The following is a 13,752-nucleotide window of genomic DNA, read 5'->3' as shown; positions in this document are numbered from 1 at the left end:
ACCAGGTTAGTCGGACCGCTCCGGCTCCGCGAAGGCCGAAAGGATCTTCTCGGCCGCCAGGGTCGCGGTGAGCTGCCCGGCGCGCACCTGGCGCTCGACCTCCGGGGCGAGGGCGCGCACGGCCGGGTGGTCGCGCAGGCGGGTCAGCAGGGTGTCCTGGACCATCGCCCAGGTCCAGTCGACCTGTTGGCGGGTGCGCTTCTCGGCCAGTTCCCCGGTCTCGGACAGGGTCCGGTGGTGCTGCTCGATCTGCGTCCACAGCGCGTCCAGACCGATGTTCTCCTGGCCGCTGCACGTCAGCACCGGCGGGTTCCAGCTCGCGTCCGGGGAGCGCAGCAGCCGCAACGCCCCGGCGAGCTCACGCGCGGCCTTCTGCGCCTCGCGGGCGTGGTCGCCGTCAGCTTTGTTAACCGCGATGACGTCGGCAAGCTCAAGGACGCCCTTCTTGATGCCCTGGAGCTGGTCGCCGGTCCTGGCCAGGGTCAGGAACAGGAAGCAGTCGACCATGTTGGCCACCGTGGTCTCGGACTGGCCGACGCCGACCGTCTCGACCAGCACGATGTCGTAGCCCGCCGCCTCCATCAGCACGATCGTCTCGCGGGTGGCCTTGGCGACCCCGCCGAGCGTGCCCGAGGTGGGCGAGGGGCGGATGAACGCGGCCGGGTCGACCGCCAGCCGCGCCATCCGGGTCTTGTCGCCGAGGATGCTGCCGCCGGTCCGGGTGGACGACGGGTCGACGGCGAGCACCGCGACCTTGTGCCCGGCCGAGGTCAGGTTGCTGCCCAGCGCGTCAACGAAGGTCGACTTGCCCACGCCGGGGACGCCGGTGATGCCGACCCGGTGCGCGCCGCCCGCGTGCGGGAGCAGCTCGACCAGCAGCTCCTGGGCGAGCGCGCGGTGGTCGGGGCGGCGGGACTCCACGAGGGTGATCGCCCGGGACAGCAGGCCGCGGTCCCCGGCGAGCACCCCCTTGGCGTACTCGCTGACGTCGATTGTTTTAGCCAAGCTCGTGCCCGTGCTGCTCAGCGAGCTTGCGCAGCAGTTCGGCGGCGGCGTCGGCGATCACCGTGCCGGGCGGGAAGATCGCCGCCGCGCCCGCCGCGCGCAGCTCCTCGAAGTCCTGCGGCGGGATGACGCCGCCGACGACGATCATGATGTCGTCGCGGCCCAGCTCGGCCAGCTCCGCGCGCAGCGCGGGCACCAGGGTGAGGTGGCCCGCGGCGAGCGAGTTGACCCCGACGATGTGCACGTCGGCCTCGACGGCCTGGCGCGCGACCTCGCCCGGGGTGGAGAACAGCGGGCCCACGTCGACGTCGAAGCCGAGGTCGGCGAACGCGGTCGCGATCACCTTCTGGCCGCGGTCGTGGCCGTCCTGGCCCATCTTGGCGACCAGGATGCGCGGGCGACGCCCTTCGGCTTCCGCGAAGGCGTCGACAACCTTGCGCGCTTCCTCCACATTGGACACTTGGCCAACCTCGTCCCGGTATACCCCGGAGATAGTCCGGATCTGCGCGGCGTGGCGGCCCCAGACCTTGCCCAGCGCCTCGGAAATCTCGCCGACCGTGGCCTTCTCCCGAGCGGCGTCGATGGCCAACTCCAACAGGTTCCCGTCGGAATCCGCGGCCCGGGTCAGCGCGTCGAGCTTGCGCTCGACGGCGTCGTTGTCGCGTTCCTCGCGCAGCCTGCGCAGCTTCTCGATCTGCTGCGCCCGCACGCCCGCGTTGTCGACCTTGAGGACGTCGATCTGCTCCTCTTCGGCCACGCGGTACTTGTTGACGCCGATGACCGGCTGCCGCCCGGAGTCGATGCGGGCCTGGGTGCGCGCGGCGGCTTCCTCGATGCGCAGCTTGGGGATGCCCGCGTCGATGGCCTGCGCCATGCCGCCCGCGGCCTCGACCTCGCTGATGTGGCCCCACGCCTTGCGGGCGAGCTCGTAGGTCAGGCGCTCGACAAAAGCGCTGCCGCCCCACGGGTCGATGACCCGGGTGGTGCCGGATTCCTGCTGGAGCACCAGCTGCGTGTTGCGGGCGATGCGCGCGGAGAAGTCCGTGGGCAGAGCCAGCGCCTCGTCCAAGGCGTTGGTGTGCAACGACTGCGTGTGCCCCTGGGTGGCGGCCATCGCCTCGACGCAGGTGCGGATGACGTTGTTGTAGACGTCCTGCGCGGTCAGCGACCAGCCCGAGGTCTGGCAGTGCGTGCGCAGGCTCAGCGACTTCGCCGACTTCGGCTCGAACTGCTTGACCAGCTTGGCCCACAGCAGCCGGGCCGCGCGCATCTTGGCGACCTCCATGAAGAAGTTCATGCCGATCGCCCAGAAGAACGACAGCCGGGGCGCGAACCGGTCCACATCCATGCCCGCGCCTCGGCCAGCCCGGATGTACTCCACGCCGTCGGCCAGGGTGTAGGCCAGCTCAAGGTCGGCAGTCGCCCCGGCTTCCTGCATGTGGTAGCCGGAAATCGAGATGGAGTTGTACTTGGGCATGTTCGCCGAGGTGTAAGCGAAGATGTCGGAGATGATCCGCATCGACGGCCGCGGCGGGTAGATGTAGGTGTTGCGGACCATGAACTCTTTGAGGATGTCGTTCTGGATGGTCCCGGCCAGCTTGTCCGGCGTGACCCCCTGCTCCTCGGCCGCGACGACATAGAGCGCGAGCACCGGCAGGACGGCGCCGTTCATGGTCATCGACACGCTCATCTTGTCGAGCGGGATGCCGTCGAAAAGCTGGCGCATGTCGTAGATGGAGTCGATCGCCACCCCGGCCATGCCGACATCGCCCGCGACGCGCGGGTGGTCGGAGTCGTAGCCGCGGTGGGTCGCGAGGTCGAACGCGACCGACAAACCCTTCTGTCCCGCGGCGAGGTTGCGGCGGTAGAAGGCGTTGGACTCCTCGGCGGTGGAGAACCCGGCGTACTGCCGGATCGTCCACGGCTGGTTCACATACATCGTCGGGTACGGGCCGCGCAGGAACGGCGCGATGCCGGGGTAGGTGTCGAGGAAGTCCAGGCCCTCGGTGTCCTCGGCGGTGTAGACCGGCTTGACGCCGATGCCCTCCGGGGTCTCCCACGCCAGCGCGTCCGCGTCCTTGCCGGTGCTCGTCAGCAGGGCTTCCTGCCATTGCGCCGCGGCGCCCTCGGTGGGCTCGCCAAGCTCGACGGCGGAGAAATCGGGGATGCTCATGCGGGTACTCCCAGCGTCTCCAGAGTGGCGCGCAGGACCTGCAGCGCGTCGCAGCCGGTGAAGACGAAATCGTCCACTCCGGACCGCAGGTGGTCGTCGGACGGCTTGCCCGCCAACAGGACGCGGGTCGCGCCCGCCGCTTTCAGCGCCTCGGCGACCGGCCCGGCCAGCTCGCCGTAGGACTTCTCCGAGCCGCACAGGCACGCGATCGCCGCGCCGCTCTCGGCCAACCGCGCCACGGCGGTCTCCGCGTCGGCGATCACCCCGCCCGCCACGGTCTCGATGCCGCCCGCCTGGAACAGGTTGGCCGCGAAGGTGGCGCGCGCGGTGTGCGCGGCGACCGGGCCGAGCGTGGCGAGGAAAACCTTGGGGCGCGCGCCAGTCTCCGCGAGTGTCCTATCGGAACGGTCGCGCAGTTCCTCGTACGCCTCGGCGTAGCGCACCGCGGGGAGCCCGCCGGTCGGCGCGGGCGGCTCCGGCTCGCGCACCGGGGACTTCTCCGCCAGGTTGGGGAACTCGCTGACGCCGGTGATCGCGTCGGCGCGGGTGGCCAGGTTCGCCGAGCGGGCCTGCCAGGTGGCGGCGAGCCGGTCGGCGACCAGGCCGGAGTCCAGCGCGGCGAGCAGCCCGCCCGCGCGCTCGATCTCGGTGAACCAGGCCCACGCCGCCTTGGCCAGCTCGTCGGAAAGCGTTTCCACGTACCAGGAACCGCCCGCCGGGTCGATGACACCGGCCAGTTTGGACTCTTCGAGCAGCACCGACTGGGTGTTGCGGGCGATGCGCCGGGCGAACGCGTCGGGCAGGCCGAGCGCGGCGTCGAAGGGGAGCACGGTGACCGCGTCCGCGCCGCCGATCCCCGCGCCGAAGCAGGCGAGCGTGGTGCGCAGCATGTTCACCCACGGGTCGCGGCGGGTCATCATCGCGGGCGAGCTGACCGCGTGCTGCCGCTGGGCCGCTGACGCGCCGCTCACTCCACTCACCGTGGCCACGCGCGCCCAGAGCCGCCGCGCCGCGCGGAACTTGGCGATGGTCAGGAACTGGTCGGCGCTCGCCGCGTAGCGGAACTCAAGCTGCGCGGCCGCGGCGTCGACGCTGAGCCCGGCCGAGGTGAGGGCGCGCAGATAGGCGACGCCCGCGGCGAGAGACGCGCCCAGCTCCTCGGCGTCGGACCCGCCAGCCTGGTGGAACGGCAGGCCGTCGACCACGATCGACCGCAGCCGCGGGTACTCGGCCGCGGCGACCGCGAGCGCGGCGGCCCCGTCGAGGTCGGCGCCGGAGTTGGTGCGGGCGTGGTGGCCGATCGGGTCGGCGCCCAGGTTGCCCTTGACCTCGCTGGCCGGGATGCCCTTGTCCGCGTGCAGCCGCAGCAGCTCGTCCGCGGCCTCCCGGAACTGGGCGCCCGCGTCGAGGGTGACCGGCGCGAGGTCGAGGTAGACGTCCTGGAGGACGTCGCCGAGCGCGCCGACCGGCAGGCCGCCGTCGCCGACGACCAGCCACAGCGACGACACGCCGTTCTCCAGATCGGCCAGCACCGCCTTGCGGGCGGCCTCGGAGTTCGGGTCGGCGTGCCGCTGCCGCACGTCCCACCCGGTCGCCACATAGCCCTCCGGGCGGCTGCCGCGCAGGAACGGCGGCAACCCCGGGTAACCGGCCGGGGGCGCGGCGTTGTCCGCGGTGTAGAGCGGGTTGACGACGATGCCGTCGTAGGTGCGGCTGCTCAGCAGCGTCTCGACCGGGTGGGCGTAGCCCTCCGGGATCGCGTCGGACTTGCGCAGCACGCCCTCGACCAGCTTTTGCCACTGCTCACGCGCGGCATCGTCGAACTCACCCGCGAGGATCAGGTCGTCCGGCTCGGCGTGCGGCGCGGAGGGGGGTGTCATGCCCCGCAATGCTACGGAAACCCGCGCTCAACACCAGGCGACGGACGTGTGAGGCTGATCGCGGTCTCACTTTCACCCCGGCCCCACCGCCGGGTCGGCGACAATGGCCGTGTGTCCACCCCGGATCCCGCCGATCGCCTGGTCGCGGGCAGATACCGCCTGCGGCGGCTGCTCGGCCAGGGGTCGATGGGCATGGTCTGGGAGGCTTACGACGAGTATCTGCGCAGACCCGTCGCCGTGAAACAGGTGCGGCTCCCACCCGGGGTGCCCCCCGCCCAGGCCGACGAACTACGCGAGCGCACGCTGCGCGAGGCGCGCGCCATCGCGGTCGTCTCGCACCCGAACGTGATCACCCTGCACGACGTCGCGCTGGAGGACGACGAGCCGTTCGTCGTCATGGAGTTCATGGCCGCCACCAGCCTCGCCGAGCTGCTGACGGCCAACGGTCCACTCGACACCACCCAGGCCGCGATCGTCACGGACGCGGTGGCCGCGGGTTTGGAAGCCGCGCACGGCGCGGGCATCACGCACCGGGACGTCAAACCGGGCAACGTCCTCGTCGGCCCGGACGGCCGGGTCAAGCTGACCGACTTCGGCATCGCCCGCAACGTCTCCGAGCGCACCCTCACCCGCACCGGCGTCATGCTCGGCTCCCCCTGCTACATAGCCCCCGAAATCGCCTCCGGCGGCGAAGTCACCCCCCAGGCGGACCTGTGGGGCCTGGGCGCCACCCTCTTCGCCGCCGTCGAGGGCCACGCCCCCTACGACCCGAACGGCGCCGTGGTGGAGACCATCGCCAAAGTCGTCGACGGCGACGTCCCCCAGCCCGCGCACGAGGGTCCGCTGCGGCCGATCATCACCGGCCTGATGGTGAAGGACCCAACCGCCCGCCTGCCGCTGCGGGAGGTGCGGGAGCGGCTGTTCCCGCTGCTGCCCGCGCCAGGAAGCCCGGCATACCGAAGCTTCGCGGTGACCGAGGACACCCCGACGGTGGTGACCAAGCCGATCACGCCGCGGCCCACGCCCCCCGGGGAGACGAGCGCCCCACTGGCCCCCGCCCCCGGCCCCCTGCCATTCGCGGCGCCCCCGCGGCGGCCGGGAACCACGGCGCTGGCGATCGCGGCGGTGCTGCTGTTCATGGTGGCCGCCGCCGCGGGCTTCGCCCTCACCCGCGTGGTCGGCGGGCAGCCCATCCTCCCCCCGGACCCGCATCCCACCTCCCCACCCGCCTCCGCTCCCCTGCGCGACTTGGTGCCGCGGACGGCGGACGCCGCCACTCTCGCGGGGGAACAAGGTGGGGGATTCACTGTCCCGGTGCCCGCGGACTGGGTGAAGTTCGTGGAGCAGCGCACGGCTAAAACGCTGCCGAACAGCACCCGGGTGCACTGGGTGTCGCCGGACGGGGCGGCGGAACTGGTGGTGGAACGCTTTCCGAACTTCTATCCGAAATACACGGTCGAAATATACGTCCGCGCTATGGCCGATCGTGTTCCCGGATATCGGGTCGTCGGAGACATGCCGCTTCCCGATCCCGCCGTCCCGGAACCCGCCCGGCAAATCACTTACCGGAGCGTGGAAACAGCCACCACGGGGAGCGACGTGAACCGGGTTTCGTTCGCGAATATCCTTCCCCGATCCCAAGACCTCTGGGTAGTCAGCGTCACGGTCCCCATTGACCAGGAAGACTCCGGCAGACGGGACCTGTTCGCCCGCATCGCCCCGGAGTTCCAGCCAAGCGGCTGAACTTCCCGCCCAGTTTCCGGATTCCTGCCCGCGACCTCCTGCCGGTTGCTACTTTCGCGGCTGACCAGGGGAGGACACTTGTACGTGGACAGAGGCAGCTCCGACTTCAACGCCGTCGGTTCGGGCATCACCAACTTCCTCAACGCCGCCAAGAGCGGCAGCTTCGCCATCAACGAGCACGGCGGCCAGGCCCTCCTGCGAGCAGCCCGGGAGATGCGCGACTGGTACGACGAGAACCAACACCGCATGAACCTCCTGACTCAGGAGCCACGACTGGGGTCCAGCAACAACGCGCAGGTCATGAAGCCTTTCATGGTGAAAGTGGCCACTGACGAGCAAGGATTTCTCACACAGCTGGTGGCCTTCAAAGACACACTGCTCAAGTTTGAGGAAGCAGTGAAGATCGCTATGGCAAACTACAAGCAGGCCGACGACGACGCCGCGAGGACGCTCGACCAAGACGGGTAGGACGACCACCACCGATGACCGCACCACTATCCGCTGTCCGAACAGCGGTCTTCGCCATGTTGCTGACCGTCGCGGCGTGTTCCACCGACACCCCGGGAAGCCCGGTCCCTGGAGTGTCGACCTTCCCCACCGACACGACAACCGTGTCCAAGCGGCCCACCAGCACCACACCAAACCCGGCCAACAGCCCACTGGCCGAGGTCGACCCCTGCGACCTGCTCACCGAGGACGGCAAGACCCAACTCGGCGTCAGTGGCCCAGGCGAACCAGACGACACCGGATCAGGGCGAAACTGCGTCTGGCGACTCCGAGGACCAGAACGCACCTTCATCTTCAGCGCAGGGGTCAACGACAAACACGGCCTCAAAGACCTACCCCCCGATATCAACAACAAAGACCTCACGCCCATCGAAGGCCGCAAGACCGTGCAGACCAGCCTCGGGCATGGCACAAGCGCCTGCACGGTCCATCTGTACGTCACTGAAACGACCAGAGCATCTGGGTCCGCTGTCACGGGCGACGACCAGGCCAAAGCCTGCGGAGTCGCGCTCCAGATAGCGCAGCTCATCGAGCCCCAACTGCCCCGATGACCAGCACCCGAGTCCGCGGCTGTCCCACTGATCATGCGGAATCCGGTTTCCGCCTGCCATAGCGCTTGCCGGATTCGTTCGCCTCGGCCAACCTGCGCAAGGCCATCATCGCGGAGTCGCCCAGAACTGTGCCGATGACGACGCTTTCGAGCATGTCGTCCACGGTTTGGGCTTGGGCGACGTAGTCCAGGTCGATCGCCGCCACTGATTCCATGGCTTCGGCGTAGCCGCGGACGGCGTCGAGGAAGCGGCTGTGGCCTAGGGCCTGGGCGGTGACCAGGACGGTGGCGAGGGCGCCGACGGCGGGGTGTTCTGCGCCGCAGTTCCAGCCGCGTTCGGCGATGAGGTCGACCACTTCCTGTTCCGCGGCGGCCTGGATGGCTTCGTCGGCGGGGTCGGGGACAAGAAGGACGGCTTTTTGGACGGTGCCCATGAGGCGGTCGAGGTCGCGGGCGGGCATGTCCTCCGAGGACGAGTCGACGGTGGCGAGGACGTCGCGGACGGCGGCGACGGACAGGCCGCCGACGTCGATGAGGGCGCGGACGAGGCGGAGGCGGTGGACGTGGGTCTCGTCGTAAAGCGCCTGGTTGGGGCTGGTGCGTTCGCCGGGGGGCAGCATTCCTTCGCGCAGGTAGTACTTGATCGTCGGCACGGCCACGCCGCTGCGCCTGCTCAGTTCCGCTATCCGCACACCGCTCCCCACGCTGGACACCCCTCGCCGACTAGTGTACTTATGGATAACAGACAGTGCTGCTATCCATTTGAGGGGGAGTCATGCTGAAGACCTGGAACCGACCGTTAGTGCTCTTCTCCGGGTTGATGGCCGTGTGGGCCCTGGCGTCGGTGATCGGGCTGATCGTGGACGACCGGATGTTCCTCGGCGCGCCGATCTGGGCGAAGCCGCTCAAGTTCAGCGTGTCGTTCGCCCTCTTCGGGCTCAGCTGGGCGTGGCTGGTGTCGCTGCACCCGACGCCGCCGCGCGCGCTGAACCGGATCTCGGTCGTGCTGGCGACCACGTCGCTGATCGAGATGGTGATCATCACCGGGCAGGTGGTGCGGGGCACGGGCAGCCACTTCAACAACCTCACCCCCCTCGACGCGACGCTGTTCCGGATCATGGCCATCACGGTCGCCGTGCTCTGGGTGAGCACGCTGCTGCTGGCGCTGAGCGTGGGCGCGCGGCGGCTCGCACCCGCGCCGGAGCTGCTGGCCATCCGGTTGGGGATGGCGATCTCGCTGGTGGGGATGTTGCAGGCCGGGCTGATGGTGGTCAACGTCAGCGGCGTCGACGGCTTCCAGGGCGGGCACAGCGTCGGCGTGCCCGACGGCGGCCCGGGGATGTTCCTGACCGGCTGGAGCACCACCGGCGGCGACCTGCGCATCGGGCACTTCCTCGGACTGCACGCGCTGCAACTGCTGCCGCTGGCCGCGATGCTGCTCCGCGGCCGGGCGAGCGAGCAGGCGTCGGTCCGGGTGATCTGGTCCCTCGGCCTGGGCTACGCGGGCCTGGTCGCGCTGGTCACCTGGCAGGCGCTGCGCGGGCAGCCGCTGATCGCGCCGGACTGGATCACCGGGACGGCCTTCGGCGTGCTGGCCGCGGCGGTGGCCGCGGGCCTGGCCAGCGCGCGGGCGAAGGCGGTCGTGTGATGGGGATGATGTTCGACCTGGCGTTCTGGCTCGCCGCGCCGTTCTGGGCGCTGATGGTCCTCGCGCCGAAGTGGCGGTGGACGCGGACGATCGTGGGGTCGCCGTGGATCGTCGCGCCGACGCTGGTGGTGTGGGCGGTGCTCGCCGTGCCGCGGTTCCCGGAACTGTGGGCGGAGGTGACCTCACCGTCCCTGACGGGGTTCGCCGCCTTCCTGCGTGACGACGGCGCGGTGGCGCTGATCTGGGCGCAGGTCATCGCGTGGGACCTTTTCCTCGGGCGGTGGATGTACCTGGAGAGCAGGCGGCGGGACATCCACCCGCTGATCATGGGGCCGCTGCTGGTGTTCACCATCCTGCTGTCCCCGATCGGCTTCCCGATTTTCCTTGCCCTGCGTAGCCGCTTCCCGACGCGGGAACCCGCCGCCGCGTAAGCTCCCGTCGTGACCGGTACCGACTTCGACACAGATCCCCGCGCGGTCGCCGACCAGGCGGCGAAAGCGCTTGCCGAGCGCACCGGGGCCGACTCCCACGATCTCGCCCTCGTGCTGGGCTCCGGCTGGCGGCCCGCCGCAGACCAGCTCGGCCCCGCCGAGGCCGAGGTGCCGATGGCGGACCTGCCTGGTTTCATCCGGCCGACCGTCGAGGGCCACGGCGGGACGATCCGCTCGGTCCAGGTGGGCGACAAGCGGGTGCTGGTCCTGTTGGGCCGCACCCACGTCTACGAGGGCCACGGCGTGGCGCGCGCGGTGCACGGGGTCCGCACGGCGGCCGCGGCGGGCGTGCGGACGGTCGTGCTGACCAACGCGGCGGGCTGCCTCAAGACGGGCGTCCGGGTGGGGCAGCCGGTGCTGATCAGCGACCACCTGAACCTCACCGCGAAGTCGCCGCTGGTGGGCGCGGAGTTCGTGGACCTGACCGACCTATACTCGCCGCGCCTGCGGCTGCTGGCCCGCGAGATCGACCCGTCGCTGATCGAGGGCGTCTACGCGGGCCTGCCTGGGCCGCATTTCGAGACCCCGGCGGAGATCACCATGCTGCGGGTCCTGGGCGCCGACCTGGTGGGCATGTCGACGGTGCTGGAGGCCATCGCCGCGCGGGCGGCCGGGGTCGAGGTGCTGGGGCTGTCGCTGGTGACGAACCTGGCGGCGGGCATGACCGGCGAGCCGTTGAACCACATCGAGGTCCTGGAAGCGGGCCGTGAGGCGGCGAGCACCATGGGCGGGCTGCTGCGCGAGCTGGTCGTCCGGTCGTGACCCGGCTCGCCCCCGACCTGCGCGACCGCGCGTTCCGCTGGCTCGCCGACGACCCGGACCCGGATAGCAAACTGGAGCTTCAGCGGATCGTCGCGACGGCGATGGGCGGCGACGCGGCCGCGGTCGGCGAGCTGGCCGACCGGATGGCGGGGCCGTTGACGTTCGGCACGGCGGGCCTGCGCGGCCCGGTCCGGGCTGGGCCCAACGGCATGAACCGCGCCGTGGTCATCCGCACGACGGCCGGGGTGGCGGCGTGGCTGGCGGCGCGGGGGCACGCGGGCGGGGTCGTGGTCGTGGGCCGCGACGCCCGGCACGGGTCGGAGGCGTTCCACGCGGACGCGGCCGGGGTGCTGGCCGCCGCCGGGTTCGACGTGCGGGTGCTGCCCCGGCCGCTGCCGACGCCGGTGCTGGCGTTCGCGGTGCGGTCGCTGGGCGCGGTGGCCGGGGTGATGATCACCGCGTCGCACAATCCGCCCGCCGACAACGGGTACAAGCTGTATGTGGACTCCGGCGCGCAGATCGTCCCGCCCGCCGACCGCGAGATCGAAGCCGCCATCGCGGCCGCGCCCGCGGCGATCTCGGTGCCCCAGGCCACGAGTTGGACGGCGTTGGGCACGGAGGTGCTGACCGCGTACCTGGACCGGGTGGCGAGCCTGCCCCGGGGCAGCGCGCGGGAACTGCGGATCGCCGCGACAGCCCTGCACGGCGTTGGCGCCGGTCCACTGGCGCTTGCCTTGCACCAGGCGGGTTTCACCGACGTCAGCATGGTCGCCGACCAGACCCAGCCCGACCCGGATTTCCCCACGGTTCCGTTCCCGAACCCGGAGGAACCCGGCGCGACGGACCTGCTGGTGGCCACGGCGTCCGAATTGGACAGTGACATCGCGATCGCCCTGGACCCGGACGCCGACCGCTGTGCCATCGGCGTCCGCGACCGCGACGGCGCGTGGCGGATGCTCTCCGGCGACGAGACCGGAGCCCTACTCGGCCAGCACATCCTGTCCACTTCGGACAGTGCTAACCGGTTGGTAGCCAACACAATCGTGTCATCGTCGCTGCTGGCGTCGATCGCCACCGCCCACCACGCCCGCCACGCCGCGACGCTGACAGGCTTCAAATGGCTGGTCCGCGCGGGCGAAGGCTTGGTCTACGCCTACGAGGAAGCCCTGGGCCACTGCGTCGACCCGGATTTCGTGCGCGACAAGGACGGCATCTCCGCCGCCGTCCTCGCCTGCGACCTCGCCGCCACCCTCCGCGCCCGCGGCCGCACCCTGCTCGACGCCCTGGACGACCTCGCCGTCACCCACGGCCTGCACCTGACCCGGCAGGTCTCGCTGCGCGTGACCGACCTCGGCCGCATCACCGCCCTCATGGCCGCCCTGCGCGCCGCACCCCCCGACGAGCTGGGCGGCGTGGCCGTGACAGCGGAAGACCTACTCCCCCAGGCCGACGTGCTGCGCTACACGGGCGAGGGCGTGCGGGTGATCGTCCGCCCCTCGGGCACGGAGCCGAAAGCCAAGGCCTACCTGGAAATCGTCGCCCCCGTCCCCGACGCCGCCGCCCTGCCCACGGTCCGCGCGGAAGCCTCCCAGCGCCTCGCCAGCCTGGCGGCCGAGGTCGAAGACCTGCTGAGCACCTAAGAGAGACCTCCACGTTGAGGGGAACCCGGTCCAATTGCGGTTTCGCGCTGCCCAGGTCACGGCGTGTGCAAGCTTGACGCCTCAAGCAGCCAGTCCACGGCGTCGACAGATGTGCGGTCGGCGGGCTTCGAGGACAGCGTGACCGCTACGCACCACTCATCCTGGGCGGTAGGTCACATGAGAACCGGTGCTGGGGCAGCCTCGTGGCGAGTACGATCCAACCCGATCGTGTTGCAGGTGCAGCGCGGTGCGCATGGGGGGACGGGGATGTCGTTCAAGGTCGATTCGTTTTATTTGGGTATGTACGCCGGTATCCTACGCAACCATCATGAGGATGTGGTGGCAGCGAAGGAGTTCGCAACGAAGAACGTGCATATCGGTAGCCAGCCGGGATGGTTGTTGCCTTTCGCGGGAAGCCAGGAGCAGATCCAGGGTGAAATCGTCACGGCACTGGGTGCACTAGCCGCGGTGTGCGAGGTTTGTGCGGCCGAATTGGATCGCACGTGGCGAATGTATGACAGTGTCGACAGGGCTGAGGCGGAGCGCCTGGACGGCACCTACCCTGACCCTGGCGGGCCCGCGCAACCTCTGCCACTGCCTGGTCATTCCGTGGAACCGATACCTACAGCAGTTCAGCAACACCATTATCCAACTGGCAGATTGAGCGAACCGACTCCGCTGGGTAGTTTTTCGAACCCATTGCAGCCGATCAATGACATCGGCAATATGATCAGCGTAGGATACTGGGCGCAAAAGTTTCTTGAACTCACGATCCAGGTAAACCCTGTTCAAGAGGCCGCACAATGGGTGGCTGGCGACTGGGAACAATTCGCGAAGGCCGCTGCCGCACTGAATTCGTTGTCGTGGTTCTGCGCCGATGTCGCCAACGATCAGCGCGTCAACATTACTGCCCTGCTCGACCACTGGCAAGGCAACGCGGCCAATAACGCGTTCCATTACTTCAATAACCTCGGTCTTCGGGTCGAGGAATACAGCAGTGCGCTGGCCACACTACGAGACAAGTACATGGAAGCCGCGAAGGGCGCCTGGGAAGCGTCCGAGGCGCTCGCCGACATCATTCAGAATATCTTCGACAACATCTTCTGGGCCACCATGGCCGCAGTTGCGGGCGGCGTATTGGCCGAGACCGTCGTCGGCCCGGCTTTACTGTGGAGCGTGGCCGCTTTCGAATGCAAGAATATTGTCGAGTTATGGCAGGACGCCACGAGGTTGCTGATGCGCATCCAGAACACTATCCGCCTGATCCACGGCGGCGTACTTGAAGTCGTCGGCACGAATGGCGCCTTCCAAGCCCACCCTTTGCCCGCTGGCTATGATCATCCGGGAGTGTGA

At 69.7% G+C, this 13,752-nt stretch carries 12 protein-coding genes; 8 read left to right on the top strand and 4 right to left on the bottom strand.

The features are described 5' to 3' along the window. Positions 1-6: 6 nt before the first annotated feature. The 3 genes from meaB to ACZ6SD_RS07555 are packed head-to-tail and all read right to left on the bottom strand — an operon-like array spanning position 7 to position 5,058. Positions 7-1,005 (bottom strand): methylmalonyl Co-A mutase-associated GTPase MeaB, encoded by a 999-nt coding sequence (meaB, locus tag ACZ6SD_RS07565; protein ID WP_465316100.1) that lies wholly within the window; start codon positions 1,003-1,005, stop codon positions 7-9. Further along, positions 998-3,178: a methylmalonyl-CoA mutase gene (scpA, locus tag ACZ6SD_RS07560; protein WP_465316099.1), complete on the bottom strand. Its 2,181-nt coding sequence runs from the start codon at positions 3,176-3,178 to the stop codon at positions 998-1,000. The genes meaB and scpA overlap by 8 nt, the downstream gene beginning before the upstream one ends. Next, complete coding sequence (locus tag ACZ6SD_RS07555; protein WP_465316098.1) at positions 3,175-5,058, bottom strand: methylmalonyl-CoA mutase family protein; 1,884 nt, start codon at positions 5,056-5,058, stop codon at positions 3,175-3,177. Before ACZ6SD_RS07555 ends, scpA begins: the two co-directional genes overlap by 4 nt. 111 nt (positions 5,059-5,169) lie before the next feature. Between ACZ6SD_RS07555 and ACZ6SD_RS07550 the strand changes: the two genes are divergently transcribed. The 3 genes from ACZ6SD_RS07550 (at position 5,170) to ACZ6SD_RS07540 (ending at position 7,859) form a co-directional block, all read left to right on the top strand. Further along, positions 5,170-6,801: a serine/threonine-protein kinase gene (locus ACZ6SD_RS07550; RefSeq protein WP_465316097.1), complete on the top strand. Its 1,632-nt coding sequence runs from the start codon at positions 5,170-5,172 to the stop codon at positions 6,799-6,801. A gap of 84 nt (positions 6,802-6,885) precedes the next feature. Beyond that, positions 6,886-7,269: a hypothetical protein gene (locus ACZ6SD_RS07545; protein WP_465316096.1), complete on the top strand. Its 384-nt coding sequence runs from the start codon at positions 6,886-6,888 to the stop codon at positions 7,267-7,269. Between the two features lie 14 nt (positions 7,270-7,283). Next, entirely contained in the window at positions 7,284-7,859 is a 576-nt protein-coding gene (locus tag ACZ6SD_RS07540) for a DUF3558 domain-containing protein (protein WP_465316095.1), read from the top strand. A 31-nt stretch (positions 7,860-7,890) separates the two neighbouring features. Here the strand turns inward: ACZ6SD_RS07540 and ACZ6SD_RS07535 are convergent, their stop codons facing one another. Then, complete coding sequence (locus tag ACZ6SD_RS07535) at positions 7,891-8,562, bottom strand: MerR family transcriptional regulator (RefSeq protein WP_465316094.1); 672 nt, start codon at positions 8,560-8,562, stop codon at positions 7,891-7,893. Between the two features lie 71 nt (positions 8,563-8,633). Between ACZ6SD_RS07535 and ACZ6SD_RS07530 the strand changes: the two genes are divergently transcribed. The 5 genes from ACZ6SD_RS07530 (at position 8,634) to ACZ6SD_RS07510 (ending at position 13,752) form a co-directional block, all read left to right on the top strand. After that, complete coding sequence (locus tag ACZ6SD_RS07530) at positions 8,634-9,506, top strand: hypothetical protein (RefSeq protein WP_465316093.1); 873 nt, start codon at positions 8,634-8,636, stop codon at positions 9,504-9,506. Beyond that, positions 9,506-9,937, top strand: coding sequence for an ABA4-like family protein (locus tag ACZ6SD_RS07525; RefSeq protein ID WP_465316092.1), 432 nt, complete (start codon positions 9,506-9,508; stop codon positions 9,935-9,937). Before ACZ6SD_RS07530 ends, ACZ6SD_RS07525 begins: the two co-directional genes overlap by 1 nt. Before the next feature lie 9 nt (positions 9,938-9,946). Then, positions 9,947-10,759 carry a purine-nucleoside phosphorylase gene (locus tag ACZ6SD_RS07520; protein WP_465316091.1) on the top strand — a complete coding sequence of 271 codons (813 nt, stop codon included), beginning with the start codon at positions 9,947-9,949 and terminating at the stop codon, positions 10,757-10,759. Beyond that, on the top strand, positions 10,756-12,399 hold the full coding sequence (locus ACZ6SD_RS07515) for a phospho-sugar mutase (protein WP_465316090.1): 1,644 nt from the start codon (positions 10,756-10,758) through the stop codon (positions 12,397-12,399). Before ACZ6SD_RS07520 ends, ACZ6SD_RS07515 begins: the two co-directional genes overlap by 4 nt. Before the next feature lie 228 nt (positions 12,400-12,627). After that, positions 12,628-13,752, top strand: a complete 1,125-nt coding sequence (locus ACZ6SD_RS07510; protein WP_465316089.1) for a hypothetical protein — start codon at positions 12,628-12,630, stop codon at positions 13,750-13,752.

Source organism: Actinokineospora sp. NPDC051303, from assembly GCF_055586285.1.
This window is presented reverse-complemented; position numbering and strand designations above follow the sequence as displayed.

What these genes read in the sequence shown, in the direction of transcription:
- ACZ6SD_RS07540 (WP_465316095.1), top strand. Translation starts at nt 7,284, where the DNA reads ATGACCGCACCACTATCCGCTGTCCGAACAGCGGTCTTCGCCATGTTG.
- ACZ6SD_RS07530 (WP_465316093.1), top strand. Translation starts at nt 8,634, where the DNA reads ATGCTGAAGACCTGGAACCGACCGTTAGTGCTCTTCTCCGGGTTGATG.
- scpA (WP_465316099.1), bottom strand. Translation starts at nt 3,178, where the DNA reads ATGAGCATCCCCGATTTCTCCGCCGTCGAGCTTGGCGAGCCCACCGAG.
- ACZ6SD_RS07525 (WP_465316092.1), top strand. Translation starts at nt 9,506, where the DNA reads ATGGGGATGATGTTCGACCTGGCGTTCTGGCTCGCCGCGCCGTTCTGG.
- ACZ6SD_RS07555 (WP_465316098.1), bottom strand. Translation starts at nt 5,058, where the DNA reads ATGACACCCCCCTCCGCGCCGCACGCCGAGCCGGACGACCTGATCCTC.